The sequence below is a fragment of the Actinomadura sp. ATCC 39365 genome (assembly GCF_054392275.1).
In genome coordinates this window covers 688,158-714,514 of record NZ_CP184335.1, presented here as the reverse complement: position 1 = coordinate 714,514, position 26,357 = coordinate 688,158, and the positions used below count along the sequence as shown (strand labels likewise).

The window sequence follows — 26,357 nt, the reverse complement described above, 5'->3', positions numbered from 1 at the left end:
CCGCACGGCTGGACCGGCTGCTCCCGCGTGTCGTCAGCCGGTCTGCGCCGCATGCCGTCCCTTGCGCCGCTCGCCCAGCCGGACGCCCACGAAGACCAGCACGGCCAGCAGCACCACGGCGATGACCGCGTTGGTGCCCATGCCGACGTAGGACTCCACCAGCGACCAGTTCTCGCCGAGCGCCCAGCCGGCCAGCACGAACACGGTGTTCCAGAGCAGGCTCCCGGCCGTGGTCAGGAGCGTGAAGACACCCAGCGGCATACGTTCCACCCCGGCGGGAACGGAGATCAGGCTGCGGAAGATCGGGATCATCCGGCCGAAGAACACCGTCTTGCGCCCGTGCTTGAGGAACCACGCCTCGGTCCTCGCGATGTCGGAGACCTTCAGCAGCGGGAGCCGGGCGGCCAGGGCCAGCGTGCGCTCGCGGCCGAGCACCGCGCCCACCCAGTACAGCGCCAGCGCCCCGATCACCGAGCCGGCGGTGGTCCACAGGAGCACGGCGACCAGGCTCATGGTCCCCTGTGAGGCGGTGAAACCGGCCAGCGGCAGGATCACCTCGCTGGGGAGGGGCGGGAAAAGATTCTCCAGCGCGATCGCGATCCCCGCTCCCGGCGCGCCCAGCATCTCCATCAGGTCGATCAGCCATTCCGTCATGCGTCAGAGACTAGGAACGATCAGGGTGCGGCCACCATGAGGCAGGTGGCCGTTCGGGGGTGCGGGAAACCACACCCCCAGGCGGCCCTCTGCGGTACTACGGGGCGGTGCACCAGTTACCGCTCTTGAACCGCTCCTCGACCTCGACCTCGGGCGCGGAGTCGGTGACCGAGATGTCGAGTTGCGCCGTGGCGGACACCAGGGTGCCGGCCGGCGACCTGGCGGCCTTGGCGTCGACCACCACCTGCCGGTCGCCGAGCAGCGCGTAGGTGTCCCTGTCGAAGATCAGCTCCCAGCGCACCCCGTCCGGGCTGGTGAAGCCCACGCCGACGCCCTTGCGGCCCGCGGCGTCCTGTACTCCCTCGTCGAGGGTGATGCCGGGGAACGCGCTCAGGGCCTGGTACAACGCGCTGCGCTGCGCGGCCGGCAGGTACGTCTGCCACAGCAGCTGACGTGCGGCGAGGTAGGCGAGGAACGGCGTCAGCTTCTCCGCCTTGGGCTTCCACACGGCGTCGAGGTGGGCACGCATGCCCTCCACGTCGGTCGGCAGGTTCTTGATCGTCGGGTAGTCGTTCTTGAAGTCCTTGCAGTAGACGATGGGCTGGATCCTGGTTCCCATGTCCTTGTAGGCGGACTTCGGGATCGGTTCGCCGGCATAGGCCAGGGGCTCGATGTCTGTCTGCTTGCGCACGCCGTCGGCGTACTGCCCCCGCTGCCGCTCACCCGCCCGCAGCCAGACGGTGTCCTTGAAGCGCCGGTAGTAGTGCTCCCTGGACTTGTCGTAGGGCATCAGGGAGTGGTCCATGGTCTGCAGGGTCTTCACCAGGATGTACTGGTCGTCGCGCGGCTCGATCTCGTCGACGGCGGCCCTCGCCGCGCGGTGGAGCACTTCGGCGGCCGACAGCAGCTTCATCTCGGGAGGCGGGGTCGAGGCGGGCGGCGCCTGCACCACGACCAGGCCGACGGCCACCGCCAGCCCTCCGGCGAGGGCGAAGGTGTACGGCCTGCGCCAGGACCACCGTGACCGTCCCGCCCTGAGCAGCCGATCCCTGGCCATGGCCCTGGTGCCGGGGTCGTAGGGGGCCACTTCCGGCCGGGCCTCGTTGATCAGGTCGAACTCGTTCATCGGGGGTCCTCCAGGACGTTGCGGATCTTGGCCCGGATCCGGGACAGACGGGAACGGACGGTGCCCACCGGGATGTCGAACGCCTGAGCCGCCTGCTCGTAGGACAGCTCGGCCCAGGTGACCAGGAATAGCAGCTCACGTTCCGCTGATGAGAGCCTCGCCAGCGCGTCGGCCAGGCGGGGACCGAGCCGCTGGGCGTCGATCCGGTCGATGCTGCGCTGCTCGAAGGGGTTGTCGTCGGGACCCGGCATCCTGGCCAGGGCCCGCAGCCTGCGCAGCTCGGTACGGCGGTGCTTGGCGATCAGGTTGGCGGCGATGCCGTACAACCAGGGCGCGGCGTCCGGCCTGGACAGGTCGTAGCGGGACCGTTTTCGGAACGCCGCGAGGAACGTCTCCGCCGTCACGTCGTCGGCCGCGGAGGAGTTCTCCTGGCCGAGGCGTCTGGTGGCATATCGGTGGATCTCATCCGCGTACCTGTCGAAGAGGCTCGCGAACCGATCAGGGTCGGTCAGCGACTCCTCGATGAGGGCGGCGTCCGCGATGGCCGCCACTTCGGTGAGTCCTCTCATATGGGGAAGTCCTTCCGCAGGGCGCGTTCGCACCCTTCCCCCTAACTCACCCGCACCGGCCCTTCAGTTCCATCGCTCCCCGTGCGGGTTCGGCGCGTGGGAGTTCGGCGGAATCCGAGCCGCCGAACTCGCCACGCGTACGTGCCCGTGCGCCGCCGCCGTCAGACGAACCTCGACGCCGGCATGACCCTCTTCCTCAGCGCCGCGACGCCGACGGCCGCCACCCAGATGGCGGCGATGCCGTTGAACATCGCGACCGCGCCCCAGCCGTTCGAGGCGTAGAACTCCGACGAGTTGAAGCCGAAGAACATCGACGGCACCCCGGCCAGGTGCAGTGCGGCGATGCCGAACGACGACCAGCCGACCCACCGGGAAAGGGCGCCGGTGCGCAGCACCGCGTACCCGAAGGCGACACCGAAGACGACCAGCATCAGGTGGCTCATGGAGCCGTAGAGCAGGTAGGTGGGCACGGTACGGGTCGGGTCGATCTCCTCGACGGCCTTGATGGCGTTGCTGCCCTCGATCCCCTTGGCGACCATGTCGATGATCGTCCACGCCACGCCGGCGGTGCCGGCGACCGCCCCGAACCATTCGTAGCGGGCGTCGGCCCGCGTGATCAGAGACCGGACGCCGCTCATGAACACCAGGAACAGCGTCAGCGCGCAGAAGTTGAACAGCGTACGGGTGAGGATCAGCCAGTCCGGCATGAGTGCGCCGGTCTCGACACTGCAGGCCGGAGGGTCACATGCCGGGACGACGAAGTAGAGGGGGAGCTCGGCCATCGCGAAGACGGCGCCGAGGATCGCGGCCACGCCGATCCAGCGGCGAGCCGTGGGCGGGAGCTGAATCTGTGTAAGTAATGAAGTGTTCATGGCATGCACAGTAGCAACAACTGTGTAAGCCGTCTACTATTTCCTTCAGATCTTCGAGAGGATGCCGGCCATGACCCCACGCAAGAGCTCCGGGCGCGACCTCACGCGAGACCGCGAGCCCGCGCCGGACCCCGGGCACGCCGACGAGGCCGACCTCGATGCGCTGCCGCCGGGCCTGGCCGCCGCCTGGGGCGTCGTCGACGCCGGCGGGCGGCGCGGTCCCAAGCCGGCGCACAGCGTCGAGAAGATCATCGCGGTCGCGACGGAACTGGCCGACGAGGAGGGCATCGCCGCCGCCTCGCTGCCGAAGGTGGCCGCCCGGATCGGCGTGACCGCCAACGCGCTGTACCGCTACGTCAGCTCCAAGGAAGAGCTCATCGTGCTCCTGGCCGATCGTGCCTGGGGCGACCCGCCCGAACTGCCGGACGGCGACTGGCGGGAGGCGGCCGCGCTGTGGTCGCGCCGGCTGTTCGAGCGTTTCCTCTCCCGTCCATGGCTGCTGGACGTGCCGACGACCGTCTCCCTGACCCCGCACAACGCGGCCTGGCTGGACGCCCTGATCACCGCGCTCGGGCCGACCGGCATGGAGGCGCAGCTGATGCTGAACTGCGCGTACCTGCTAGACAGCCACGCCCGGTACGGCGCCAGCCTGCGCCGCAACACCCCGACACCGGCCGCGTTGCGCCGCGCGAACCCCGACCAGCAACGTGCGGTGCGCGCGGTCCGCGTGTTCCTGGACGGCCAGCTCCGCTCCCGCAACCTGAACGCCGTCGCGGACGCGATCCAGGACCCGATGTTCCTCGCCGACGAACCTCCGCTCGACGGCTTCGAATTCGGCCTCGCCAGAATCCTCGACGGCATCGAGGCGTACGTGCAGCAGTAGGAACGCCGCAACGCGGGAGCGTCCGTGGTGGTGGCGACGGCGCCTCCGGTCGGTAGGACGAGCACGGCTGTCGTCGCGAGCGACCTGGCCCACTTCGCCGGCCCGCCGGCGCGCAATGCGACGGCCGAGCCGGCCGCCCATGGTGTGCGACCTGCGAGCGGTGCTGGGCCCAAGGGCTAGAAGTTCGTGGGGGACACCCACGGGCTGCCGTTGCGCGTGATCGCCACCGCCGCGTCGGTTGCGGGGCGCATCCGCCGCTTGGTTCTCCACCGTCACGCTGCCATGGATCGATGGCGGCTGCCCGGCTCGTCGCGAGGCCACGGACTGGGCCGCCGTGCCCCAGAGGACCCGGCCCCTGATGCGCGAGCCTGTGGTCCCACCAGTCCTGAGCCGCAGGAGCGATCCTGCATGCCGGTCTTTTCCAGCCTGGCCGCCTGTCCCCATGGTCCGCCAACAGGCTCGGACCAGTTCTCTACGGGCCGATTCTCGTCAGCAATTGCGCCTTTGTCGGCAAGTTTTTGGGTGGGCCGGTATATGTTGCATGAATTATCAGCCCTGAGTTTCGACGTCCGGTCCGGAAAGTGTGATTATGGGATACGTCCCTTTTGTGATTGGCGCTCTGGGATTCGTGGCCGCCCTCCAGGCCTCGGGCGCTGCGATCACGAACTCCGCTCACTCCGGACCAGCCTCCGTCACCTGCGAGACGGGAGGAACCGGGCAACTGACAGTGACATCACCCCCGGTGATTCCGGCCGGCCCAACCGGGCCGTTTCAGGCGCGGCTCGACATAAGTGACATCGCTGCGCCGAGGGGATTTCCCGGCGGGAATGTCCAGGGCCTGCCCACGCAGATCTCCGGCAGAGTGACATTCTCCCTGCAGCCTGGCAAACAGCTCGAAGACTATGACAATCGCCCGGCTGCGGCGACGGTTGAAATGCTGATTCCCCTCAGTGGAACAGCAGTGGGCGGCCGCGCCGTCCTGACCGGTTTCGGCAACCTGGACGACGCCACATGGAAGCCGCTCCCCGGCACATACCAGCTGCACGCGACGAACCTCGCACTCACCATCCCCGGCGCGGGGCCCTGCCACGTGAGCGACATCGAACCGGTCGGCGAGTTCTTCGTACAACCGCCGGCCACAGACGAAAACGAAGTGCCGACGCTGACGCGCCTGGTGGCGGCGATACGTAGCATCATGATCACGCTGGCTGTCGCAGCGCTCGGCGTCTTCCTGTACACGAACAGACCCAAGAGATTCAGACGCCCCCAAAAACCACGCCCGCCCGACCCCCGCGCCCCGCAACCCGCGCACCCCCACGCCCCGCACCCCGGCCAGACCCGCCCGCCGCAACCCGAGCACCCCCGCCCAGCGCAACCCGAGCGGGCCCGCGCGCCTCGCAGGCTGCCGGAGCCCGCCGGTTTCGAGTCCCGGCCACATCTGCGCTTTTTCCGGACATATGCATCGATCGCCGGGGGCTGCCTGCTCACCCTCGGACTCATCGTGAGCTGCGCGATCGACCGGCACACCACTCTGGACGACCTGCCCGGCCTCCCCGGCCGGCCGTCCCCGCCCGTGCCGGATCGCGCCTGGCCGACGGCCGTTCCCTCGCACGCCGGTACCCGGCAGGAGCCGCCCGGGACGCCCGCCACACCGCCACCTGCCCGTCCCAGCCCTCCCGCACTGCCCGACAGGTGACCATGACCGAGGAAACGCCTACCCACCTCCTGCCGGCCTGCCGGCGGCAGCGCCTGGCGCTGCTCGTCCTGGTGTCGTTGCATGTGCTGGTCGCGCTGACCATGCTGATCAACCTGGTCCGTCCGCCGCAGATCGACGTGGCGCAGGCAGGTCTTCCGGAGCTGAAAAAGCTCTCGGACATCCTCGACTCGCTCGTCTACTGGCAGTACCTGCCGGGCTGGGCGCTGCTGGCGGTGCTGTCGGCCGTCGCCTGGGGACATCTGCGGTACGCGAAGGCCCGGCACGTGCCGCCGGACCGCCGTGAGCGGGTCGCACGGCGATACCGCCGGACGCTGGCGACAATGCTGCTGGCGCTGCCGGCCTTGCGAATCCCGTCCCTCATCGACCTGGCCGTCTGGCCGCGCGCCCACGTGCTGGCCTTTCTCGCGTGCCTGCCGACGACCCTGTACGCCTTGTGGCTCGTGCACCACATACAGCGCTTCCGGCGGGTGCCCGTGCTCCTGCTGGCGACCGCCCTGGGATGGGGAGCGGTCGTCGCCGGCGGCTTCGGCCTGACCATGAACGAGTGGTGGAAGTCCTTCTCCACCCTGCATTTCCCGCTCCCGGAGAACCCTCTCGACGTGATGCTCCTGAAGGACACCGGCCTGCCCATGGTCTCGGGGTTCTTCGAGGAACTCGGCAAGGGGGCGGGCGTGGCCATCCTCTTCCTGCTCTACCGGCGGCATTTCGACTCCGTCGTGTCCGGTGTCGTCGTCGGCGCCGCGACCGGGCTCGGCTTCAACCTCGGCGAGAGCATCACGTACATGGCCGCCTTCGACGGGGCGAGCGGCGGATTTCACTTCTGGGCCCGGCAGGTGGCCGGGCTCATGGCCGCGCACACCGCGTTCACCGCCATCACCGGCGCCGCCTTCGGCATCGCCCGGCAACTGCACAGCCGTCCCCAGCAGATCACCACGATCGCCCTCGGCTTCGGTACGGCGGCCGGCGCGCACTTCTGCAACAACGCCATGCTCGACTACATCGGCAAGGAGTCCCACAAGTGGTTCACCGCCAGTGACACCCTCAACGTCCTGGTGCTGACGCCCGCCCAGTTGCTGCTGTTCCAGAGTCCTCTGGTCATTCTGTACGTGCTCCTTCTGCGCCACGGACTGCGCAGCGAAGCAGGCGGCCTGCGCGTCGCCCTGACCACCCTGCCGCCCGCCGCCCGCGACGCGATCACCGAGTCCGAAGCGGCAGTGCTGCTCTCACCCGCCCGGCGCTTCCGGCTCAAGGTCGACGCACTACGCGCCGCGAAGACCCCGCGCCACGGCATCACCGCCTACCGCCGTCTGGCACGCCTGCACGCAGCCCAGCTCGAACTCGCCACGGAACGCTGGCACAGCCTGCGCGGCGAGGCCGACCCGCTCGCACCGGACGAGGCGTCGTCGCGGGCCCGCGTCCAGGCGATCAAGGCCGTACTCGCCGGAGACAGCACATAGCGCCGAACCCATCCTGTCTCTCCGCCACCGCCAAGCCCCGAAGGACTGCCGATGAACGACCGCACGCAGCGGCTGCTGGCACGATGCCTGCTCACAGCCGGGGGAGCGGTGTGGATCCTGCTGCTCGGCGCGCCCCCGCGGCGGCCGACTGCGGCACCATCACGTACGAACAGCGTCAGGACCCCGCTCCGCCCAAGCCCGCGAACGAGTGGATCGTAGGGCGCTGCGACCAATCCGTCCCCGGGGTCGCCGCCGCCGTCGTGGGCGCGCTGGGCATGGTCGCCACCGGCCTCTACATCTTGCAGCTCCACAGGGCCGGCGCCGGCGGGGTCGCACCCGCCGGACACGGAGAGGTCGAAGTCGTCGGCCCCGGCGAGGTCAGGGTCGGCGACGTGGACGGCGACGTCGTCGTCCGGGGCGGCACCCTCGTGGGGCACGTGTCCGGCACAGTGGTGATGGTGGAAGGCGCGACCCTCATCGGCACGGCCGAGAACGTGGTCCAGATCGGCGACCGCAACAGCGTGGTCGGCGACGTCGACGGCAATCTCGTCCAGGCCCGCTCGGTCCTCGGCAACATTTTCGCCAAAGGCCGCAAGCTATGGCCACTCGACTGACACAGACTCCGCATGTGCCGTTCGATCACTCACCCTGACGCCAGCTCCTCGAACCCCACCTTCAACCAAGCAGTGCCTACGACGACGTGCAGCTCACTGCCTCGGCCGAGGATGGCCGCCCCCTGGGAACCGGCCGTCCGCCGGGCATCACCAGCCGGCTGGGACGACCCACCGACAAGGTTTCTCCCTTGATGTTCCCGGTGACCACCCGACGCCGCTGCCCCCCATACCCGCCGACAAGCGCCACTCGGTCGCCGTCGACGACGAGCGCATGAGCGCCACTCACCTGCGTGGGCCAACCGGCAACCGCGCCGGCTCGAACCCGCACGATCGGAAAGTCGGTGTAGTAGTAGGCCCAGGCTTCATTTCCCGTCACGTTCAGCGCGTAGCAGTCGGAGATCGCGCCGAACTCACCGTCGTACGGATATCGCCACGCGGGAGCCAGGTCAGCCCCGAAGCGGATCAACCCTGGGGAGCCGATGGGTGCTGGATTGCCCGTCTCTCCCCATCCGAAGTTGCCGTACACGCCTTCGTCGAAATAGCTCACCCATATGTCGTCGGAAAGCGTCGTCTGCACGTCGGCGATTCCGTCGCCCAGCACGCCCTTTCGCAGCAGCTTTCCATCGGCATCGTAGACGGCGGCATTGGACTCGGCCGCTCCGTCACGCCATCGGCACCGCGCCCCCACCGAGAGCACGGCCCCGTCCGGCAGCGGCTGGACGTGGTTGTGCGCCTGTGAGTGCCGGGCGATGGAAACCGACCTCGTCAGGTGGGGACAGTACGTGGCGACGTGTAACGAGACGGGCGCGCCCGTACGCGAATGAGGAAATGATCCTCCATCGGGGGTGACAGTCCGTGCGGTCAGCGCATCGGAGTTCTCCCGCGAGGCCCACACGACGACGAGCTCCCCCGTGGGACCTGCCGCCGTACTCACCATTTCCGCGCCCTGGGACGGCGGAGCCAAGTCCGCGTGATGGCGCAGCCTCACAACGTCTGTCTTTCGATTTCTCCCGCCGCGGCCGCGCATGGGAGACACCTAATTGATCGCGTGCCTGAATCGCGCCTGAATAAATACCAGCCAGCGCATGCACCGACCACCCTGATGCCGCACTTTGATGCCGATCCCCATATCGCAAGCGATCGGCCCGACCATGTGGCATGAAACAACGGCGGGATCAGCAGCCAGGCCCGATTCCTCTATGGACAAACACGTCACCAGCGAGCCGGCGTGCCACCCGAACTATTCGGCGAGCCGCTGTGCCGAGGCCGCGTCCGCCGGTCCGGCCTGGAAGGCTCGCCGATCGGGATTCAGGGGGAAAGCCACACCCGCCCTGGTGCCCGCCCCCGATCCGGTCCGTGAAAGAGCCACGCCGACGAGCGCGGCCGGGCCGCGCCCCGCACTCAAGGCGCGGCGGCTGCGGCGGTACGGTCGGCGATGCCTTCGAACAGGTTGTCCCGGAGTTCAGCGGCGGGCTTTGCGCAGGCCGGTGATCTGCAGCTCGGCGAACAGCCCCACAACCAGGGCCTGCGCGATGGCCCAGACCGCCCCGAGCATGCTGAACTCGAGCGCGCCCGTCACGACTGCGGCCACGCTGCCGAGCGTCCAGACGATGTTCAACGCGATGACGGCCCTGACGGCGTTCTGGCTGATCGTAGGACGTGCGGCCACCAGGCCGACGGCGGCGCCGTACACGAGCAGGAAGATCCCGATCTCGCGCAGCAGCCCCGCGCCCGGCCCGAGCAGATCGCTCGCAGGCCCGGCCAAGGCCAGATAGACCAGTCCGTTGACGCCGGTGACGACGGCGTCCGCAACAAGGGCGAGGCGCAGGAACTTGGTCCGGTCGGCGGTGACGGTGAGGGCGGTCATCTCGGCTCCTTCAAGTGCTCGTTTCGACACCTGAACGATGCCAGCAGGCACGTAAGGACCGCGATTACGCGCCAGGTAATGAGAACGACAACGAGCCCGCCCACCTGGGCCAGAGTTCCTGGTTGCGGGCCATTCGCATGTGTGCGGCCGACGGTACTCGAAAACCCCAACCTTCTGATCCGTACCAAGAACGAAGCCCGTCCAGGGGCGTTCGAGGACGTCTGCTGGGTCTGCCTGAGTCGACGGTGTGCGAGGTGATCAGCCTCTAGCCACCCATCTGCGGGCAGGGCCGTGAAGCACTCCGCCTGACCTGCTCTTTCGTCGACTTTTCCTGCGCTGGCGATGCTATTCGGGTTGGGGCCCGTTGGCTGCAGGCCGACCTGAGTCAGCTGCCCCCTTCGACGTACGACGCCAGGTTGGCCAGCGATGAGGCGATCCCGGCTTCGTGTACGGCTTGGTCGATGCCGGGTGGTACGTCCGTTGCGGTGACGGTTACCTCGGTCCCTTCGCCGGCGGCAGCGAGGTGCCAGGTCATCGTCATGGTGCCCGCGTACGACGGGTCTTCGGCCTCGAACACTGCCCGCTGCACCACGCGCTCCGGTGGCACCAGTTCGGCGAACCCGACGTCGACGACGTCTGTCGCGTCGGACGTCTTGCCGGGGCTGTCGGTGGGGTCGAGGTACGTGAGGACCATCCGGAACCCGCCACCAGGACGGGGATCCCACCGCTCGATCTGCCCTCGCATGCCGTCCGGCGGCAACCAGGCTTCGAGGGCCTCCCGGTCGAGGAGGGCGCCGTAGACAGTCGCCGGTGGTGCCGCGATCAGCCGGCTGGCGCGGTCAGTCCTGTCCATGGCCCGAGTCTAGGACCGAAGCTCTCCAGGCCCATCCTCATGGAACGACAGAGAGACCAGCGCCTTTGAAGGTGTCGTGGACAGATCCCCCTCAGGTGTCGCCCGAGATGGGCGAGGGATGACTTCTGCGGGGACACGATGGAGCCCTCGCCGGGCTTTGTAGTGATCAGCTCTCGTTCTCTGAGTGCTTCCATCACCTTGCGGATGGTCACTCGTGCGACGTCGAACTCCTCCTGCAGCTTCACCTCGGAGATGAGGGTGAGGGGCGGGTAGATGCCGTCGCCGATGCGCTCGGCCACGACGAGCCGCAGGTCCCATTCGATCACGGGACGACTCTAGGTATCCCTGCACCTAACGCCATAGAACAGGCAGGGCTAGTAATGCTATTTGCTTCATCTGTGCTGGACCGATGTCGACCTTGAGGGCAGGCAGATCACCATCCGCGGCTCGGCCTCGTTCATCGACGGCAAGCACGTCGAGGGCACCACCAAGAGCGGTCGTAAGCGCGTCGTCAGCCTCGACGCGCGGACGGTCCAGGTCTTCCGTGCACAGCGCTCCCAGCAAGCCGCGGACAAGCTCCAGCTCGGCCCCGAGTGGCGAGGCGTTGGCGACTACGTGTTCACCACGGGATGGGGCGAGCCCGTTCACCCAGACACGCTCAGCTCGCTCTTCCCAATCTTGATCAAGCGGTACAACCAAACGAACACCGGCACGCCGTTGCCCCATGCACGGCTCCACGACCTACGCCATATCCATGCCACGATCCTGCTCCTGGCCGGCGTCCCTGTTCATGTCGTCGCGGCCCGCCTCTGCCACGCCGACCCGTCGATCACCCTCAGGGTCTATGCCCATGCGATCCGCGCCGCCGAGGCGTCAGCCGCCGATGTCTTCGTTGAGGCGATCGGTCAGGGATGAGAAGTCGTGTTAGCAGAGGCGTTAGCAAGATCTGGAGATTGTCCTGACAAACGGAAAGGCCCGCTCCCAGGAACCCCTGGGAGCGGGCCTTTCGCATGTGTGCGGCCGGAGGTACTCGAAACCCCAACCTTCTGATCCGTAGTCAGATGCTCTATCCATTGAGCTACGGCCGCTCGCTGCGTAAGCAAGCATAGCGGGTTCTGTGCAGTGCATCGAACCGAATACCGCGATCACTGGCGAGCCGACTCCTCCTTCTTGGGCCAGAGTGTGTGGCTCACCGGCCAGATCAGGGCGATCAGGGGAACCTTGAGGAGGTTGAGCATGAAGTCGACCAGGGCTTTTGTGCGGGAAGGGTCGTTCACGAGCCAGATGAGGCCGAAGAGGATGAGGCACGAGATTCCGTACGCCAGGAGCAGTTTCAGCCAGAACGTCCACTCGTAGCGCGTCCGGGCGGGTCCGCCTGCTGGAGGCTTCCAGGGTGGGGGGCCGTCGGCGAAGCGGTGGTGGAAGCGGGCGTCGGCCCAGCGCATCGTCCGGTGGCCGAAGACGATCGAGTAGGCCAGGTAGGCCGCCGCCAGACCGTGGCGCAGGTCCGCCGTGGCGCCGCCGCGCATGTCGATGACCGCCGCGGCCAGCAGGACCACGTCGAGGAGCGGGACGCAGAGCAGGAGGGCCGTGCTCAGCCGTCGGCGCTTCCAGAGGTAGCGGCAGGCCAGGCCGAGGCCCAGGAGGAGCCAGAAGCCGATTTCGCAGCCGATGAGGATGGCGACAATCACATGCACCAGCTTGCTGGGATTCGCGGCCCGGCACATCGTCGGCGAAAACGAGCCTGTGGATACATCGAAAGGTGTATCCACAGGCTGACCCTCGGAGGACGGCGGCGGCGTTCGGGAGTGGTGAGATGAGGACATGACACGAGCGGCGGTGAGGGGCTGTGGCGCCGGGGCGCGGGCGGTGGCGGGTCGGGCGACGCCGTCCGGGGCGCCGCTGGGGGCCGGCTTGGGTGCTTCACGGTGTGGGCGGGGTCGGAGTAGGCCGGGTGGTCCGGGTGCGTAGGGTCGCTGACTGGCCGCCGGCCTTGACGCGGTCGGTTTCACAGTGGTGGCGGTCGGTGCCGCTGCCGTGGGGGGCCGGGGTGCGCGGGGGTTCGCGGTGGTTGAGGCGGTTCGAGGCGCGAGGGGCTTCCGGCGGCGGCCAGGAGAAGGGCAGGGTGCCGCCCTGGGTGGCGGCCGGGGTGGCCTTCGTTCTGGGGGCGCTGCTGATTCTGGCCGGTGGATACCTGCGCCGCGGCGTGCCGGTGTGGGTGCTGCTGGTGCCGTTGGCGATCACGTGTTCGGCCGTGTTGCTGCGGCAGCGGGCTCCGTTGTGGTCGCTGGCGCTGGGGGTGGTGGCCGTCACGATCGACGGGCTGGTGGGTCCGTCGCTGGCGACCGTGCTGGTGTTCACCGACAATCTCTACGCCGCGGCGCTCTACGGGCCGGCGCGGCTCGCTCGGTGGCTGCTCGGGATCACGACGGTGCTGGCCGTGGTCGGCGGGGCGGTGGCGGCGTTCATCGCGGCGGACTGGCGGTTGCTGGCCGTCATGGGGATCCAGGCGGGGCTGGTGCTGGTCACGCCGGTCACCACGGCTTGGGTGCTGCGGGAGCAGCGCGACCGGGCGGCCGCGGAACGTGCGCGGGCCGAGCAGGTCGCGCATCTGGCCGAGCTCGACCGGCAGGCCGCGATCGCGGCCGAGCGTACGCGGATGGCTCGTGAGCTGCATGACATGATCGCGAACCATTTCAGCGCCATCGCCATCCAGTCGACGGCTGCTCTGTCCCGTAAGGACCTGGATCGGGAGACGGTCCGCAAGGTCATGGAGTCCGTACGGGAGAACAGCGTCAAGGGCATGGCCGAGATGCGGGACATGATCGGGTTGCTGCGGGAGGCCAACGGCGGGCGTGAAGGGGACGGGCCGGAGCTTGAGGCCACCCGGCCGCGGCTGGCCGACGCGGAGAGTCTGGTCGAGCGTACGCGGCGGGCTGGGATGGCGGTCGAGCTGCGGGTCGACGGGGAGCTGCGTGAGGTGCCGGCATCGGTGGATCTGGCCGGCTTTCGCATCCTTCAGGAAGGGCTGACGAACGCGCTCAAGCATGGTGAGGCGCCGGTTGTCGTCTCGCTGACGTACGAACCCGGGGAGGTTCTCCTGACGGTCGAGAACCGGGTCGGGCGGCGGGGGGCTCGGCTGCCGGGTTCGGGGGCGGGGCTGATCGGCATGCGTGAACGGGCTTCGCTGGTCGGGGGGTTCTTCGAGGCGGGGCGGTCGGGGGATGGGTGGCGCATTGCGGCGGCCTTTCCGACGTCGCTCAACCCCAACGCACAGTCGCTCGATGCCCGCCCGCCGAACGGTCGCGCGTCGGGTGGTCGTCCTTCGGATGGGCGTGCCTTGGGTGGTCGTGCCTCGGGTGACTGTCCTTCGGAGGTGCGTGCTGCTGGGGAGCGGGCTTCGTCGAGCGGTCATGCATCAGAGGAGCAGACTCCAGGAGAGCGGGGCTTTGGGGAGCGGGCTTCGAGGGGGCGGGGTGCGGATGTGCAGGTGCCCGCGGCTGGCGTTGGGGCTGTGGATGGGCTGGCCGTGCGGTGGCAGGCGGACGGAGGAGCAGCGTTGGCGCCGGTGGACGAGAGCGCAGGTGACGACGGCGAACACCTTAGAGACGGTGACGGTGAACGTCCCAGGGACGGTTACGGCGTACGCCTCAAGGATGGTGATGGTGAGCGTTTCAGGGACGGGGACGGGGAGTGTCTCAGGGACGGTGATGGCGAACGTCCCAGGAATGGTGACGGCGTACGCCTCAGGGGCGGTGTTGGTGAGCGTTTCAGGGACGGGGAGCGTCTCAGGAATGGTGATGGCGGAACGGGAGTGGCATGAGCATCAGGGTGTTGGTGGCTGACGATCATGCGGCCGTTCGGGCTGGGATTGTGATGATTCTGGACGGTGCCGACGACATTGAGGTCGTGGGTGAGGCTGCCGATGGTGAGCAGGCGGTCCTTCTGGCTCACGAGCTGCGCCCTGACGTCGTCCTCATGGACATCCGCATGCCTCGTCTCGACGGCATCTCCGCCACCAGGGAGCTGGCGGGGGTGAGTGACGTCCTGATCCTCACGACGTTCGACGTCGACGAGTACGTCTTCGGCGCCCTCCGGGCGGGGGCGGCCGGTTTCCTGCTCAAGAACACCGAGGCCGACGCCCTGGTGGAAGCGGTGAGGCTCGTGGCGGGCGGCGAGGGGATGATCGCGCCGGGCGTCACCAGACGGTTGATCGCCGCCTTCGCCGACCAGCCGCCCCGCCGTGAGCCGCCTGACCCGGAATCCTTGACCCCGCGCGAGCGCGAGGTGCTGGCCTGCATCGGCCGGGGCCTGTCCAATGCCGAGATCGCCAAGGAGCTCGACATGGCGGAGGCCACCACGAAGACGCACGTCAGTCGCCTGCTGAACAAACTCGGCCTGAAGAGCCGTGTCCAGGCGGCGATTTACTACTCAGAGTCGCTTTAGCCCCGTAGGGTGAACGCCGTGACCACGCCGCCGCCTCCATCCGGGGAGCCGCCCCCGAGCGGCCTCCATCGGGACAGCGTCCCCCTGGGCCGCCCGGCAGCCAGCCTTCACCCGGGGAGCTGCCCCCGAACGGGCTCCATCGGGACAGCGTCCACCCGGGCAGCCGCCCTCCGGGCAGCCTCCTGAGCAGCGTTCACCTGGGGCGCCTGGGCAGCCTTGGTCCGAGCCGTCCGGGCAGCCTTCGTTCGGGGCGCCTGGGGAGACTCCGTCTGGGCAGCGTCCGTCTGGACCGCCTCCGTCCGGGCCGTCTGGACCGCCTCCGTCCGGGCAGCATCCGTCCGGGCAGCCTTCGTTCGGGCAGCGTCCACCTGGGCCTCCTCCTCCCGGGCAGCCGCCGGTCGGGCCGTCGGTCGGGCCGCCGGCTGGGCCGTCGCAGGCGCGGCGTCAGCCTGGGTTGACTGTTGCGTTGGCGTTCGCCGGGAGTTTCGCCTACCTGGTGATCAACCTGGTGGTCGGGCTGCTCGCGGTGAGCATTCAGTCCACGGCGGCGATCGGCGTCGCGGCGGGGTTCCTCTTGCTCCTGGGCCTCGGCGTGGGCATCGTGCTGGTCGTCCTGCGGAAGCCGTGGTCGTTCGGCCTGGGGCTCGGGTTGATGATCGGATGGTCGCTGGCGTCGATCGTCTCGGCCGGATATTGCACGGGGCTGAACCCCGGCCTGTACGCATAGGTGAAGGCATTGATCGCTCGGCACGTACCACCCCCTGCCGGCCAGAGGTAGCGGGATGACGACACCACCGCCACAGGGTCCGCGAAGCCCGCAGGGGCCGCACCAGAACTGGCCACCACCACCGCCCCCGCCGCCGTCACAGCCGGGACCGTTGCCTCAGCCGCCGTCACAGCCGGGACTGTTCCCCCCGCCGCCGTCACAGTCACGACCGCTGCCGCCGCCGCCGCCGGGACCGTTGCCTCAGCCGCCGTCACAGTCGCGACCGTTGCCCCCGCCGCCGCCACAATCGGGGGCGGTGAACTCGCCACCGCCCCCGTCGTCACCGCCGGGACCGTTGCCGTCGACGCCTCTACCGCCGCCACCATCACCACCAACACCCAGCAGCCGCAACTCCATGATGCTTCTCGGCGCGATGCTGGTCGTCGGCGTGTTCACCTACACCGTCGTCAACGGCATCGTGGGTTTCTTCGCCTTCTTCTCCGCCATCAACGGCACGAACACAGGGGTGGTGATCGCCGCCGCGGTGCTGCTGGCCCTCGTCGGCCTGGGCGGCGGTCTGGGGTTCGGGCTGCTCCGCAAGTCGTGGTCGCGGGGGCTCGGGCTGGGGCTGGCGATCGGCTGGGCACTGTGGTCGATGCTGACGGCCGGAGTCTGCACCGGTCTCAACCCCAGCCTGTACGGCTGACACCATGCCGTACCACGAGATATTCGTCGGCCTGGGCGTCCTGGTGGCCTCGGTGGTCTTCGTCCGCGAGGCCAGGGCCAGGGGCGCGCTCAACGAGCAGTCACTGGTCGCCGTCACCGGAGCCCTGGTCGGGGGCGCGATCGGCATGCGCCTGGCGGGCTGGCTGGAGACGCTCGACCTCGCCGACCTCTGGCTGTACGGCTCCCGCAGCATCCTCGGCGGCCTGACCGGCGCGTACGTCGGCGTGCTGGTCGCCAAGAAGGTCATCGGCTACAAGGAGCGCACCGGTGACCTGTTCGCCCCGGCGGTGGCGCTCGGCATGGCGATCGGCCGTATCGGCTGCCACCTGACCGAGGCCCCCGGCAGGCCCACGGACCTGCCCTGGGGGGTGCACGCGCCGCCGTCCACGCCGGAATGCCCGGGATGTCTGACGGGCCAGGCCATGCACCCGTCGTTCGTGTACGAGATCGTCTTCCAGCTGGCCGCGTTCGTCGCGCTGCGGTGGGCGCGCAAGCGGCTGACCGAGCCCGGGGAACTGTTCACGCTCTATCTCGCCGGATACGCGGTCTTCCGGTTCCTGGTCGAGTTCACCAGGGCGAACGAGACGTTGTGGCTCGGCCTGACCGGGCCGCAGTGCTTCCTGGTTCCCGGCCTGACGCTGCTCGCGCTCAGGCTCGCGTACGGCTGGCGTCGAGGCCACTACGATGCCCTTTTCAAACGGAAGGTCACGACATGAGCGCAGGGATGGGGCTGCGGGGAGATCGCATCCTCCGGTACGTCAACGCGTTCTGCCCGAAATGCCACGGCCAGGACCTCGACCAGGTCGAACGGCTGAGCGGCTACCTGGCCGAACGCGACGGCAAGGTGTGGCTGGAACGCGGCTGCCGCGAACACGGCCTGATCCGCACGCTGTACGACGAGGACCCGGAGATCCTCTCCTACCTGGAGGAGTGGACCGCTCCCACCAAGCAGCACATCCCCGACGTGTCCGGAAACTTCGCCCCGATCCCCGGCGCGTACCTCAACGGCCTGCCCGAGATGCAGACCCAGCACACCTGCATCCTCCTGGAGGACATCGCCGAGGCGTGCAACCTGCGCTGCCCCACCTGCTTCGCCGACAGCTCACCCGACCTGACCGGCGTCGTCCCGGTGGCCGACGTACTGGCGAACGTTGACCAGCGTCTGGCCAGGGAGAACGGCAAGCTCGACGTCCTGATGCTGAGCGGCGGCGAGCCCACGCTCCACCCCGAGCTGAAGACCCTCCTCGCCGAGCTGGTGGGCCGGCCGGTCACCCGCATCCTGATCAACACCAACGGCGTCCTGATCGCCAGGGACGACGCGCTGCTCGACCTGCTCACCGAGCACCGCGACCGGGTGGAGGTCTACCTCCAGTACGACGGCTCGTCGGCCGAGGCGTCCAAGCACCACCGCGGCGGCGACCTGCGCCGGATCAAGGCGGAGGCCGTACGGCGGCTGTCGGAGCGGGAGATCTTCACGACCCTGGTCATGACCGCGGCCCTGGGCGTCAACGACGGAGAGATCGGCGACGTCGTGCGCCTCGCGCTCGACACGCCGTTCGTCGGCGGCGTGTCGCTGCAACCCCAGTTCGGCTCGGGCCGGTCGGGCGTCATCGACCCGTCCGACCGGCTCACCCACACCGGCGTGCTCAAGCGGCTCGGCCCGCAGACCGGCGGCCTGGTGACCTGGCGCGACCTGACCGCCCTGCCCTGCTCGCACCCCCACTGCTGCTCGGTCGGCTACCTGATCCGCGACGACGCCCAGCAGTGGCGCTCGCTGGTCGCCCTGATGGGCCACGACCGCCTGAAGGCGAACCTGGGCCTGGTCTCCAACCGCATCGCCGACACCGAGCTGCCGCGCGAGCTGCGGCTGGCCGTCCAGGAATCGCTGCTCGGGCTGTTGTCGGAGCAGTCGTCGCTGTCCCACCCGCAGATCGGCGACCTGTGGCGGGACATCTGCGAGAACTGCGACCTCGGCGTCGCCACGCTGCTCACCCTCGCCTCCTCGGCGCTGCCCGGCCGGCGCAGGAAGCTGCGCAGGATGCTGGGCGAGCGGGTGGTGCGGATCACGATCAAGCCGTTCATGGACATCTCGACCATGATCGAGGAGCGGCTCACGCAGTGCTGCGTGCACGTCGGCACGCGTGCCGAGCAGGACCAGTGCGCGCCGTTCTGCGCCGTGCAGGCCTGGCCGCAGCTGTCGCGGCAGCGGCTGTCCGCGGTGGCCGCCAAGCCGGGGCTGGTGATCCTCTGAAGACCCAGCCGTACGACCCGCTGCGGTTGTGTGTGTACGCCACCGTGGCGCTGCTGGCCTGGCTGCTCGGGCCGTGGGCGGTGCTCGGGTTCGCGGCGCTGGGGTTCGCGGGGTACTGGAAGGCGCGGCGGGCCGGGCTGACCCGGAGCAAATGCCTGCTCAGGGACACCCGGCTCGTGCTGGCCTATCTCGGGCTGATCGGGCTCGCCGCGGTGGTGGGAATCGTCCTGTCGCTGCGGTGATCAGCTCGCGGGGACGTACAGGATCAGCGACTCGGCGATGCAGGCGGGCCGGCGCTCGCCCTCGATCTCGATCGTCACCTTCAGGTTGGCCAGATGGCCGGCCGGGGTGCCCTTGACGTCGGTGAGCTCGCCCACGGCCCTGACCCGCGCGCCCACGGGCACCGGACGGGGGAAACGGACCTTGTTCAGCCCGAAGTTGACGCCCATCGCGATGCTCTCGACGCGCACCATCTCGAACATGAACGTCGGCAGCAGCGACAGGGTCAGGAAGCCGTGGGCGATCGTGCCGCCGAAGGGCCCCTCCTTGGCGCGCTCCACGTCCACGTGGATCCACTGGTGGTCGTCGGTGGCGTCGGCGAAGAGGCCGACCTGCTCCTGGGTGACGGTGCGCCACTCGGTCGGGCCGAAGGTCTCGCCCACGGCCGCCTTGAGTTCCTGTACGTTCGCGAAGGTCCGCATGGTCACGAACGCTATTGCGCGGGCGGGACGGCTGCCAAGTTGAGCACCCGGTACTCGTCGGGCAGCCTGTCGGCCCAGTACACGATCGCGGCCGGTTCGGCGGACATGTAGTTCCCGTACCAGATGCCGGGCCGGTCGAACGTGGCCAGCGTGCCGGTCGTCACGTCGTAGACCGCGTTGCCGGCCACCACGAAACGGTCGAGGGGCGGGTAGTCGCCGAGCCTGGGCACGAGACCGAGTCCCTGAGGCTCGGCCGCGGCGCTGCCGTCGATGTGCTGCAGGTACGTGCGCCCGCCCCGTACGCCCTGGCACCAGGACGGGCCGCAGCGCAGCCTCAGGGCGTCCAGGGGCGCGACGACGTCCTTGGTGGAGGGACGGCCGGTCGACAGGTTCACGACCCTGGCCTGGCTGCGGTCCTCGCCGTCGGCGATGTCGCTCGCCCACGGCCATTTGACGAGGTGCAGGCCCTCGCTGCCCGGAAAGCGTTTGGGGGCGCCGCCCGCGAGCGGCATCCACCACACGCCGTCGGTCCGTTCCGACCAGACGACCCGGTCGCCGTCGAGGGCGATGCGCTCGATCCGCAGGTGCTCTCCCGTCATCGCGGCGATCTGTCGGGGCTCGCCGCCGGCGAGGGGGACCGTCCAGATCTCGCGCACCTCGGTGCCGTCCTTCCGTACGGCGTTCACGTGCCAGGCGAGGTTCAGCCCGTCCAGCGCCGGCGGCTGGGGGCGGTAGGTCCTCATGCCTGGCGGAACCGATATGTCGGCGATCTCGCGGAACGTCCGGGTGGTGGTGTCGTAGACCTCGATCGCGCGGATCGTGTCGTCCTTGGGTCCGGCGACGGCCAGGATCCGGGCGGCGTCGAGCGCGGTGACCGGGACGCGGCGCAGGCCGTCGGCCCGCATGGTGGGCATCGTGACGACGGCCCCCGGCCACGCCCGCTCCAGGGGCACGGCCGCCGCCTGCGGGAAGGGCCGCGCCGCCGGGGACGGCGCGGCTGCCTGCCGTCCGTTCGCCGCCATGACCGTGCCGGTCGCGAGCACGGCCGCTACCGCCGTCGCGACGGCCAGCCCCCGGGTACGCCGCCTCCGCCTGCGCCGCCGCTGCACCTCCACCCCGGCGAGCAGCCCGCCCGGCTCCGGTGCGTGGTCCGCCGCGGTACGAAGCGTCTCGGTCAGGTCCTTCTCGGTCCTCATGCCCGCTCCCTCTCCAGCAGTGCCGGCCGGATCCTCAACGTGTGCAGCGCGCGCGACGCCTGGCTGCGCACGGTTCCGCGGGAGATGCCGAGGATGTCGGCGATCTCCTGGTCCGACAGGTCCTCGTAGTACCGCAGCACCAGGACCACCCGCTGCCTGCGCGGCAGCGTCGCCAGCTCCCGCCACAGCTCGCCGGAGGAGTGGCTGTCGGTGTACGCCCCCTCGGGCACCTCGTCCGTGAGCTGCTCCCTGCGCCGCCGGCGCCACCAGCTCACGTGCTGGCGGGTCATGATCGTGCGTACGTAGGACTCCGGGTTGTCCTTGTTGCGCACCCTGCGCCAGGTGTCGCCCAGCTTGAGCAGCGCCTCCTGCACGAGGTCGGCGGCGTCGTCGGGATTTCCGGTAAGCACGTATCCGTACCGGAGCAGGGCGGCGCCACGCGCTTGCACGAACTCCTCGAACTCCACAACACCCAGACGCGCGGGCGTCCGGGGCTGTTGCAAAGATCTTTTACTCGAAACCATCGCATGCATGTTCGAGTCCGCGCTACAGTTCTGGGTATCGAAATCGAACAAGGGTTCGGCCTGGTGAGAGGGGGTGTGTCCGATGACGATGCTCGCCACAGCTCCTGCTCGGACACGCCGTAGCACTTTCTTCCCAAATCTAAGACGGCCGCTATATCCGGCAATAAAGTCCGAGAGCGTGGACCCTGTGCGCAATCCCTACGCCCCCGGCGCCGGGCAGCGTCCGCCGGAGCTGGCCGGGCGTGACCGTGAGCTGCAGCAGTTCGAAGTGGTGCTGGAGCGGGTCGCCCGAGGCCGTCCCGAGCGCAGCATGGTCGTCACCGGCCTGCGCGGCGTCGGCAAGACCGTCCTGCTCAACACGTTCAAGTCCATGGCCATGCAGCGGCTGTGGGGCACGGGCAAGATCGAGGCCCGGCCCGACCAGTCGATCCGGCGTCCCGTGGCGGCCGCCCTGCACATGGCCATCCGCGAGCTGGCGCCGCGCCACCGCGCGCCCGAGCGCATCGAGGAGTTCCTCGGCGTGCTGAAGGCGTTCGCGATGCGCGACCCGTCCGCGGCCAAGGGGACCTCCCACTGGTCGCCCGGCATCGAGGTGCCCGCCAGCCGCGGGCGCGCCGACTCGGGCGACCTGGAGATCGACCTCACCGAGCTGTTCGTCGACGCCGCCGGCGTGGCGACCGACCTCGGCGTGGGCATCGCGCTGTTCATCGACGAGATGCAGGACGTGCAGTCCGCCGACGTCTCCGCGCTCTGCGCCGCCTGCCACGAGCTGTCCCAGTCGGGCGGGCCGCTGATCGTGGTGGGCGCGGGGCTGCCGCACCTGCCGAGCGTGCTGTCGGCCAGCAAGAGCTATTCCGAACGGCTCTTCCGCTACGCGCGCATCGACAAGCTCGACCGTGAGGCGGCCGACATGGCGCTGATCCTGCCCGCGCGGGAGGAGAAGGTCGAGTTCACCCAGGAGGCCCTCGACGCGCTCTATGAGGCCGCCGACGGCTATCCCTACTTCGTCCAGGCGTACGGCAAGGTCGCCTGGGACCTCGCGCTGCGCAGCCCGATCACCCTCGACGACGTCAAGGTCTCCGCGCCCGAGGCCGAGGAGGAGCTCGCCGTGGGCTTCTTCGGCAGCCGCTACGAGCGGGCCACCCCCGCCGAGCGCGACTACATGCACGCCATGGCCCAGATCGGCGACGAGCCGGTCGCCACCGCCGACGTGGCCGACGCCCTCGGGCGGAAGCCGTCCAGCCTCTCGCCCGCCCGCGACAGTCTGATCAAGAAAGGGCTCATCTACAGCGCCGAACGCGGTCTGATCGCGTTCACGGTGCCGCACTTCGGAAGGTTCCTGCGGGCTCAACCCATTTGAGCGCCGCCCCTAGACCTCTATTGGGCTGTCTAGTGGGGAAGCTAGACAGCCCAATAGAGCTGTATCGCCATGCCCGGATAGAGAAATCTAGGGCTCTCTAGCGTCACGCCGATACTGACGTATATTCCGGCAGAGAGTCGCTGTCGTCGCTGCTCACGACCGCCACGCGCACCGCCGGACGCCGTCCGCTCAGGTAGACCGCGAAGACCACGTCGTCGTGGTCGTGGCCGGTGAAGACGAAGAAGCGCCAGCACAGCTCGCGCCAGCTGTCGTACGGTTCGGGCGAGGCCAGCGCCTCCTGGTACGTCCGCCACGGGCCGCTCGATCTGAGCCTGGAGAGCATCACCTGCTCGGCGGGGCCGGGCCGCTGCTCGCAGGGGGCGCGGTACCGTACCCGATCGATCAGCTCCTCGATCTCGGGGGAGAGCAGCGCGATCATCGCCAACCCCGCGGCCGTGAACCAGGTCGGATGGGTCATCGCCGCCCAGCCCGACGTCGGCGCGGCCACCGACAACGCCGACATCCCGGTCAGCACGACCGTCCGGCCGATCGAGCGCATGCCGACCGGCGCCGAGCTGACCTCGCCGAAGCAGCCGCAGCCCGCGTCAGGACGCCGCCTGCGCAGCTCGATCAGCACGTACGTGGACAAAGCGAAGAAGCAGACCGTCCCCCACCTGAAGATCGGCGCGGTGGTGGCCAGCAGCCCGCCGGCGAGCACCAGCTCGCCCGCCGCGCAGACCAGCAGCGAGGGCGCCTGCATACGGCCGGGCATCAGCACGGCCGGGCCCAGCCTGGACAGGGCGCCCGGCTCCCCGCCCCCGCGGACCGTGACCACCTTCCGCGCCGCTGCCCATGACCAGCAGCACGATCAGGATCGGCATCTGCGATTCCAGCACGCCCGTCACCCCAATCCGATCTGAGCGTTGAAGCAGCCTTTGATCAACTCGCCGCCCAGCTCGACGAACGAGGCGGGCGACAGCTCGGCGACGCGGCCGCGCGGCGAGGTCTCGCACTCGACGCAGCGGTCGCAGAACCGCCCGGCCAGGCATCCGCAGGCGACCACCGGCAGGTTGGCCGTGCGGTCGGCGCACGTGTTCCTGATCTGCAGCAGCGAGCCGATGGCGAGGTAGGGCAGGCCGGCGCAGGAGAGCCCGGCGTCGGGGCAGCCGGTGTCCACGCGCTCCAGCATCGGGTACGCCGCGCCGCGCTCCTCCTCGTCGAACGTGTCGGACCAGGTGGCGGTGCCGGAGATGCGCGCCTGCGCCCCGGCGTAGGCCGGCGGCGGAGCCGGGACGCTGCCCGACCGGTGGGCGGGCTGCGAGGTCGCCGGCAGCAGCGCCAGGGCGGAGCCGTCGCGCCTGATCCCGATCGCGTCGAACAGGTAACCCGGCTCGAACTTCGGATGCCGCACCTGCAGCCGTCCGGTGGCCGGGTAGGGGATGACGATCGTGCGGGGGCCGCGGTGGGGGCCGCAGTCGAGCTCGACCGTCAGCTCCTTGCGCCCCTCGATCGAGACGATCGTGCCGGTGAGGCGGGTGGTGTCGGCCCAGATCCGCTCGACCACGCGGCCTTCGCGCAACGTGCGCATGAGCACCATGGAGCCCACCGGAAGGTCGGCGGGCGCGATCTCCGAACCGTGCCAGGCCGTGGCCCAGGGGGCGATCACCAGCCGCTCCTCGACGCCCTCGGGGGTCTCGATGGCGATGAGATGGGGGCTCACGTCAAGGATCTCGCCGGTGACGGCGCATAAAGGCGCGCCGTCGGCCGGGTCGGGGCCGGCGATGCCCGGGGCGCGGCCCAGCGCGGCGGCCGCGAGCAGTCTGCGGCGCTCGACGTTCGGATAGCCCATCCGCCCTCCCTCGTCAGGTACTAGGTTCACATGACTCCGGAGCGGCTCGTGCCGCGGCGAACAGATGGGAGCAAAATACGCATCCCCGGGGAAGGTAGCTGACACCCGCCTTCGAACAATCTGCCACCGACCTTGACTGACCTTTGTCTTCGTCGGGCCGAAACCTGAATTGTGGCTCAGTCGCAAAAGGGCATCAGGCTGCGATTCTGGCCACGATGCAGACCACCGGGTGGGAAGAGGAGTTCCGCGAGTACGTCATGGCCCGCGGTCCCGCGCTGCTGCGCGCCGCCCGTCAGCTCACCGGACATCCGCTGGACGCGGAGGACCTGTTGCAGAGCGCCCTGGCCAAGACGTACCTGGCGTGGGGCAAGATCGAGGACCGGGGGGCGCTGGACGGGTACGTCCGCCGGGCGATGGTCAACATCAACATCTCGCAGTGGCGGCGGCGCAAGCTGGAGGAGTACCCGTCGGACGACCTGCCCGAGGTGGCCACGGCGGACCCGCCGGCCTGCGGGGAGGTGCACGAGCTGCTGGAGCAGGCGCTGGAAGGGCTGCCCGAACGGATGCGGGCCGCGATCGTGCTGCGGTACTACGAGGACATGACCGAGCCGGAGATCGCCAGGACGCTCGGGATCAGTGTCGGCACGGTCAAGAGCACGGTGTCACGGGCGATGGGCAAGCTCAGGAGCGCCTTGGGGATCTCCTCCGAGGCGGGGGGCCCGGGGGTGCCGGAGGCGTCTTCGTAGGATCGCTCCAAGGGATCAGTTGAGCGACGGGGTGGTCTCCTCGGCGCCGGCGGTCGCGCAGGGGCGTACGACGTCTCTGATCTTGCGGAGCGTCTGCAGGAACGCGGCGAGCTCGTCCGGGCTCAGGAGGCCGGTGAAGGTGTCCTCGATGTCCTGAAGGTGTTGGGGGAGGACGCTCGCCAGCCGTTCGCGCCCTTCGTCCGTGAGCGCGGCGTAGGAGGCCCTGCGGTCGGTGGCGCACGCCTGCCTGGTCACCAGGCCCTCGCGTTCGAGCCGGTCGACGACCCTGGTCACGCCGCTCGTGGACAGGCCCGTCTGGGCGGCCAGATCGGTCATCCGCAGCGCCTGCCGCGGTGATCGTGCCAGGCGGATGACGGTCTCGAAGTCGATGCCCGACAGCCCCGCCGTGCTGAAGACGGGCTGCATCCGGGCTGTCAGACCTGCGTGAACCTCGGCGAGCAGGCCCATCGCCGTCAGCCTGGGGTCATCGATGTGCTTCACGTCCATACCTTAACCGACGTTAGTTGACTTGCGGAATATTCCTCGTGTAGACATTTGTTGCCGCAGACATCCGCACAGCAACGTTCCCAAGGAGAACCCGATGAGCACCCGCACCTGGGAGTCCCTGACCATCCCCGCCGCCGGCACGTACAACCTCGACGTGGCCCACACCCGCATCGGGTTCGTGGTCAAGCACATGATGGTGAGCAAGGTCCGCGGCCGCTTCGGCGACTTCAGCGGCACCGTGACGATCGCGGAGAACCCGCTGGAGTCCACGGCCGAGCTGACGATCAAGACCGCCAGCATCGACACCGGCGTCGGCGACCGCGACGGCCACCTGCGCAGCGACGACTTCCTCGCCGTGGACAAGTTCCCCGAGATCACCTTCCGCAGCACCCGCGTGGTCGGCCACTCCGGCGACGAGTTCACCGTCGTCGGCGACCTGACCATCCGCGACGTCACCAAGGAGGTCGAGCTCACGGTCGAGTACGGCGGCGCCGGCACCAACCCCTGGGGCAACTCGGTCTGGGGCTTCTCCATCAACACCGAGTTCGACCGCGAGGAGTTCGGCCTGACCTGGAACCAGACCCTGGAGGCCGGCGGTGTGCTCGTGGGCAAGAAGGTCAAGATCGAGATCGAGGGCGAGGCGAACCCCGCCTGAACTGGGTTGTCCACAACCTGGAAGCCCGCCCTAGCATGGGGCGGGCTTCATCCACAGGTGGTTACCCACAGGCTGTTG

At 69.2% G+C, this 26,357-nt stretch carries 30 protein-coding genes and 1 tRNA gene; 15 read left to right on the top strand and 16 right to left on the bottom strand.

Features of this window, described 5'->3' with window-relative positions; translation table 11 throughout:
• Positions 1–33: 33 nt before the first annotated feature.
• From ACNF49_RS03875 to ACNF49_RS03860, 4 genes are all read right to left on the bottom strand, one after another.
• Positions 34–654, bottom strand: coding sequence for a DedA family protein (locus ACNF49_RS03875; RefSeq protein ID WP_357983085.1), 621 nt, complete (start codon positions 652–654; stop codon positions 34–36).
• Between the two features lie 97 nt (positions 655–751).
• Complete coding sequence (locus ACNF49_RS03870; RefSeq protein ID WP_482942821.1) at positions 752–1,780, bottom strand: CU044_5270 family protein; 1,029 nt, start codon at positions 1,778–1,780, stop codon at positions 752–754.
• A complete protein-coding gene (locus tag ACNF49_RS03865; RefSeq protein ID WP_482942820.1) occupies positions 1,777–2,349 on the bottom strand; it encodes an RNA polymerase sigma factor in 573 nt (190 codons plus the stop codon). Before ACNF49_RS03865 ends, ACNF49_RS03870 begins: the two co-directional genes overlap by 4 nt.
• Positions 2,350–2,510: 161 nt before the next feature.
• Positions 2,511–3,221, bottom strand: coding sequence for a hypothetical protein (locus ACNF49_RS03860; protein WP_357983094.1), 711 nt, complete (start codon positions 3,219–3,221; stop codon positions 2,511–2,513).
• A gap of 70 nt (positions 3,222–3,291) precedes the next feature.
• Between ACNF49_RS03860 and ACNF49_RS03855 the strand changes: the two genes are divergently transcribed.
• The 4 genes from ACNF49_RS03855 (at position 3,292) to ACNF49_RS03840 (ending at position 7,892) form a co-directional block, all read left to right on the top strand.
• Positions 3,292–4,104: a TetR/AcrR family transcriptional regulator gene (locus ACNF49_RS03855; protein WP_482942819.1), complete on the top strand. Its 813-nt coding sequence runs from the start codon at positions 3,292–3,294 to the stop codon at positions 4,102–4,104.
• Positions 4,105–4,693: 589 nt separating this feature from the next.
• Positions 4,694–5,800 carry a hypothetical protein gene (locus ACNF49_RS03850; RefSeq protein ID WP_498702045.1) on the top strand — a complete coding sequence of 369 codons (1,107 nt, stop codon included), beginning with the start codon at positions 4,694–4,696 and terminating at the stop codon, positions 5,798–5,800.
• A gap of 2 nt (positions 5,801–5,802) precedes the next feature.
• Complete coding sequence (locus tag ACNF49_RS03845; RefSeq protein ID WP_482942817.1) at positions 5,803–7,278, top strand: PrsW family intramembrane metalloprotease; 1,476 nt, start codon at positions 5,803–5,805, stop codon at positions 7,276–7,278.
• 110 nt (positions 7,279–7,388) lie between these two features.
• Positions 7,389–7,892, top strand: coding sequence for a hypothetical protein (locus tag ACNF49_RS03840; RefSeq protein WP_482942816.1), 504 nt, complete (start codon positions 7,389–7,391; stop codon positions 7,890–7,892).
• A 76-nt stretch (positions 7,893–7,968) separates the two neighbouring features.
• Here ACNF49_RS03840 and ACNF49_RS03835 read toward each other — a convergent pair whose 3' ends face one another.
• From ACNF49_RS03835 to ACNF49_RS03820, 4 genes are all read right to left on the bottom strand, one after another.
• Positions 7,969–8,589, bottom strand: a complete 621-nt coding sequence (locus ACNF49_RS03835) for a YxiH-YxzG fusion protein (protein ID WP_482942815.1) — start codon at positions 8,587–8,589, stop codon at positions 7,969–7,971.
• Between the two features lie 765 nt (positions 8,590–9,354).
• Positions 9,355–9,759 carry a hypothetical protein gene (locus ACNF49_RS03830; RefSeq protein WP_482942814.1) on the bottom strand — a complete coding sequence of 135 codons (405 nt, stop codon included), beginning with the start codon at positions 9,757–9,759 and terminating at the stop codon, positions 9,355–9,357.
• Positions 9,760–10,144: 385 nt separating this feature from the next.
• The gene (locus ACNF49_RS03825) at positions 10,145–10,612 is read right to left on the bottom strand and encodes an SRPBCC family protein (protein WP_482942813.1); all 468 of its coding nucleotides are present in this window, start codon (positions 10,610–10,612) and stop codon (positions 10,145–10,147) included.
• Positions 10,582–10,938 carry a GntR family transcriptional regulator gene (locus tag ACNF49_RS03820; protein ID WP_482942812.1) on the bottom strand — a complete coding sequence of 119 codons (357 nt, stop codon included), beginning with the start codon at positions 10,936–10,938 and terminating at the stop codon, positions 10,582–10,584. Before ACNF49_RS03820 ends, ACNF49_RS03825 begins: the two co-directional genes overlap by 31 nt.
• Positions 10,939–10,999: 61 nt before the next feature.
• On the opposite strand from ACNF49_RS03820, the gene ACNF49_RS03815 reads away from it, so the two are divergent.
• Positions 11,000–11,527 carry a site-specific integrase gene (locus ACNF49_RS03815; protein WP_482942811.1) on the top strand — a complete coding sequence of 176 codons (528 nt, stop codon included), beginning with the start codon at positions 11,000–11,002 and terminating at the stop codon, positions 11,525–11,527.
• A gap of 100 nt (positions 11,528–11,627) precedes the next feature.
• On the opposite strand, the gene ACNF49_RS03810 is transcribed toward ACNF49_RS03815, so the two are convergent.
• Positions 11,628–11,700 (bottom strand) — tRNA-Arg (locus ACNF49_RS03810).
• Positions 11,701–11,757: 57 nt separating this feature from the next.
• Positions 11,758–12,303, bottom strand: coding sequence for a hypothetical protein (locus ACNF49_RS03805; protein ID WP_482942810.1), 546 nt, complete (start codon positions 12,301–12,303; stop codon positions 11,758–11,760).
• A gap of 434 nt (positions 12,304–12,737) precedes the next feature.
• On the opposite strand from ACNF49_RS03805, the gene ACNF49_RS03800 reads away from it, so the two are divergent.
• The 7 genes from ACNF49_RS03800 (at position 12,738) to ACNF49_RS03770 (ending at position 18,983) form a co-directional block, all read left to right on the top strand.
• Positions 12,738–14,435 (top strand): histidine kinase, encoded by a 1,698-nt coding sequence (locus ACNF49_RS03800; protein WP_482942809.1) that lies wholly within the window; start codon positions 12,738–12,740, stop codon positions 14,433–14,435.
• Complete coding sequence (locus tag ACNF49_RS03795) at positions 14,432–15,058, top strand: response regulator (RefSeq protein WP_357983166.1); 627 nt, start codon at positions 14,432–14,434, stop codon at positions 15,056–15,058. The genes ACNF49_RS03800 and ACNF49_RS03795 overlap by 4 nt, the downstream gene beginning before the upstream one ends.
• Before the next feature lie 454 nt (positions 15,059–15,512).
• Entirely contained in the window at positions 15,513–15,785 is a 273-nt protein-coding gene (locus ACNF49_RS03790) for a hypothetical protein (protein ID WP_357983169.1), read from the top strand.
• Positions 15,786–16,179: 394 nt separating this feature from the next.
• Positions 16,180–16,470, top strand: a complete 291-nt coding sequence (locus ACNF49_RS03785; protein ID WP_482942808.1) for a hypothetical protein — start codon at positions 16,180–16,182, stop codon at positions 16,468–16,470.
• A gap of 4 nt (positions 16,471–16,474) precedes the next feature.
• Positions 16,475–17,206, top strand: a complete 732-nt coding sequence (locus ACNF49_RS03780) for a prolipoprotein diacylglyceryl transferase (RefSeq protein ID WP_357983175.1) — start codon at positions 16,475–16,477, stop codon at positions 17,204–17,206.
• Entirely contained in the window at positions 17,203–18,741 is a 1,539-nt protein-coding gene (locus tag ACNF49_RS03775; protein ID WP_357983178.1) for a radical SAM protein, read from the top strand. Before ACNF49_RS03780 ends, ACNF49_RS03775 begins: the two co-directional genes overlap by 4 nt.
• A 32-nt stretch (positions 18,742–18,773) precedes the next feature.
• Positions 18,774–18,983 carry a hypothetical protein gene (locus ACNF49_RS03770; protein ID WP_352365768.1) on the top strand — a complete coding sequence of 70 codons (210 nt, stop codon included), beginning with the start codon at positions 18,774–18,776 and terminating at the stop codon, positions 18,981–18,983.
• Here ACNF49_RS03770 and ACNF49_RS03765 read toward each other — a convergent pair whose 3' ends face one another.
• Genes ACNF49_RS03765 through ACNF49_RS03755 form a run of 3 tightly spaced genes read right to left on the bottom strand, consistent with a single transcriptional unit; the run spans position 18,984 to position 21,162 of the window.
• Entirely contained in the window at positions 18,984–19,442 is a 459-nt protein-coding gene (locus ACNF49_RS03765; RefSeq protein ID WP_357983181.1) for a MaoC family dehydratase, read from the bottom strand.
• 11 nt (positions 19,443–19,453) lie between these two features.
• Positions 19,454–20,638 carry a TolB family protein gene (locus tag ACNF49_RS03760; protein ID WP_482942807.1) on the bottom strand — a complete coding sequence of 395 codons (1,185 nt, stop codon included), beginning with the start codon at positions 20,636–20,638 and terminating at the stop codon, positions 19,454–19,456.
• A complete protein-coding gene (locus ACNF49_RS03755; protein WP_498702030.1) occupies positions 20,635–21,162 on the bottom strand; it encodes a SigE family RNA polymerase sigma factor in 528 nt (175 codons plus the stop codon). The genes ACNF49_RS03760 and ACNF49_RS03755 overlap by 4 nt, the downstream gene beginning before the upstream one ends.
• Before the next feature lie 178 nt (positions 21,163–21,340).
• Between ACNF49_RS03755 and ACNF49_RS03750 the strand changes: the two genes are divergently transcribed.
• The gene (locus tag ACNF49_RS03750) at positions 21,341–22,522 is read left to right on the top strand and encodes a DUF8462 domain-containing protein (protein ID WP_357983190.1); all 1,182 of its coding nucleotides are present in this window, start codon (positions 21,341–21,343) and stop codon (positions 22,520–22,522) included.
• A 103-nt stretch (positions 22,523–22,625) separates the two neighbouring features.
• On the opposite strand, the gene ACNF49_RS03745 is transcribed toward ACNF49_RS03750, so the two are convergent.
• Positions 22,626–23,357, bottom strand: coding sequence for a MauE/DoxX family redox-associated membrane protein (locus ACNF49_RS03745; protein WP_498702027.1), 732 nt, complete (start codon positions 23,355–23,357; stop codon positions 22,626–22,628).
• 66 nt (positions 23,358–23,423) lie between these two features.
• Positions 23,424–24,371 carry a hypothetical protein gene (locus tag ACNF49_RS03740; RefSeq protein WP_357983196.1) on the bottom strand — a complete coding sequence of 316 codons (948 nt, stop codon included), beginning with the start codon at positions 24,369–24,371 and terminating at the stop codon, positions 23,424–23,426.
• A gap of 215 nt (positions 24,372–24,586) precedes the next feature.
• On the opposite strand from ACNF49_RS03740, the gene ACNF49_RS03735 reads away from it, so the two are divergent.
• Positions 24,587–25,117, top strand: a complete 531-nt coding sequence (locus tag ACNF49_RS03735) for a SigE family RNA polymerase sigma factor (RefSeq protein WP_357983199.1) — start codon at positions 24,587–24,589, stop codon at positions 25,115–25,117.
• 15 nt (positions 25,118–25,132) lie between these two features.
• On the opposite strand, the gene ACNF49_RS03730 is transcribed toward ACNF49_RS03735, so the two are convergent.
• Positions 25,133–25,624: a MarR family winged helix-turn-helix transcriptional regulator gene (locus ACNF49_RS03730; RefSeq protein WP_357983203.1), complete on the bottom strand. Its 492-nt coding sequence runs from the start codon at positions 25,622–25,624 to the stop codon at positions 25,133–25,135.
• A gap of 94 nt (positions 25,625–25,718) precedes the next feature.
• Between ACNF49_RS03730 and ACNF49_RS03725 the strand changes: the two genes are divergently transcribed.
• Positions 25,719–26,279 (top strand): YceI family protein, encoded by a 561-nt coding sequence (locus ACNF49_RS03725; protein ID WP_352318104.1) that lies wholly within the window; start codon positions 25,719–25,721, stop codon positions 26,277–26,279.
• Positions 26,280–26,357 lie beyond the last annotated feature (78 nt).

What these genes read in the sequence shown, in the direction of transcription:
- ACNF49_RS03860 (WP_357983094.1), bottom strand. Translation starts at nt 3,221, where the DNA reads ATGAACACTTCATTACTTACACAGATTCAGCTCCCGCCCACGGCTCGC.
- ACNF49_RS03795 (WP_357983166.1), top strand. Translation starts at nt 14,432, where the DNA reads ATGAGCATCAGGGTGTTGGTGGCTGACGATCATGCGGCCGTTCGGGCT.
- ACNF49_RS03875 (WP_357983085.1), bottom strand. Translation starts at nt 654, where the DNA reads ATGACGGAATGGCTGATCGACCTGATGGAGATGCTGGGCGCGCCGGGA.
- ACNF49_RS03825 (WP_482942813.1), bottom strand. Translation starts at nt 10,612, where the DNA reads ATGGACAGGACTGACCGCGCCAGCCGGCTGATCGCGGCACCACCGGCG.
- ACNF49_RS03760 (WP_482942807.1), bottom strand. Translation starts at nt 20,638, where the DNA reads ATGAGGACCGAGAAGGACCTGACCGAGACGCTTCGTACCGCGGCGGAC.
- ACNF49_RS03725 (WP_352318104.1), top strand. Translation starts at nt 25,719, where the DNA reads ATGAGCACCCGCACCTGGGAGTCCCTGACCATCCCCGCCGCCGGCACG.
- ACNF49_RS03870 (WP_482942821.1), bottom strand. Translation starts at nt 1,780, where the DNA reads ATGAACGAGTTCGACCTGATCAACGAGGCCCGGCCGGAAGTGGCCCCC.
- ACNF49_RS03765 (WP_357983181.1), bottom strand. Translation starts at nt 19,442, where the DNA reads ATGCGGACCTTCGCGAACGTACAGGAACTCAAGGCGGCCGTGGGCGAG.
- ACNF49_RS03735 (WP_357983199.1), top strand. Translation starts at nt 24,587, where the DNA reads ATGCAGACCACCGGGTGGGAAGAGGAGTTCCGCGAGTACGTCATGGCC.
- ACNF49_RS03730 (WP_357983203.1), bottom strand. Translation starts at nt 25,624, where the DNA reads ATGGACGTGAAGCACATCGATGACCCCAGGCTGACGGCGATGGGCCTG.
- ACNF49_RS03845 (WP_482942817.1), top strand. Translation starts at nt 5,803, where the DNA reads ATGACCGAGGAAACGCCTACCCACCTCCTGCCGGCCTGCCGGCGGCAG.
- ACNF49_RS03785 (WP_482942808.1), top strand. Translation starts at nt 16,180, where the DNA reads ATGATGCTTCTCGGCGCGATGCTGGTCGTCGGCGTGTTCACCTACACC.
- ACNF49_RS03780 (WP_357983175.1), top strand. Translation starts at nt 16,475, where the DNA reads ATGCCGTACCACGAGATATTCGTCGGCCTGGGCGTCCTGGTGGCCTCG.
- ACNF49_RS03850 (WP_498702045.1), top strand. Translation starts at nt 4,694, where the DNA reads ATGGGATACGTCCCTTTTGTGATTGGCGCTCTGGGATTCGTGGCCGCC.
- ACNF49_RS03755 (WP_498702030.1), bottom strand. Translation starts at nt 21,162, where the DNA reads ATGGTTTCGAGTAAAAGATCTTTGCAACAGCCCCGGACGCCCGCGCGT.
- ACNF49_RS03775 (WP_357983178.1), top strand. Translation starts at nt 17,203, where the DNA reads ATGAGCGCAGGGATGGGGCTGCGGGGAGATCGCATCCTCCGGTACGTC.
- ACNF49_RS03830 (WP_482942814.1), bottom strand. Translation starts at nt 9,759, where the DNA reads ATGACCGCCCTCACCGTCACCGCCGACCGGACCAAGTTCCTGCGCCTC.
- ACNF49_RS03855 (WP_482942819.1), top strand. Translation starts at nt 3,292, where the DNA reads ATGACCCCACGCAAGAGCTCCGGGCGCGACCTCACGCGAGACCGCGAG.
- ACNF49_RS03740 (WP_357983196.1), bottom strand. Translation starts at nt 24,371, where the DNA reads ATGGGCTATCCGAACGTCGAGCGCCGCAGACTGCTCGCGGCCGCCGCG.
- ACNF49_RS03865 (WP_482942820.1), bottom strand. Translation starts at nt 2,349, where the DNA reads ATGAGAGGACTCACCGAAGTGGCGGCCATCGCGGACGCCGCCCTCATC.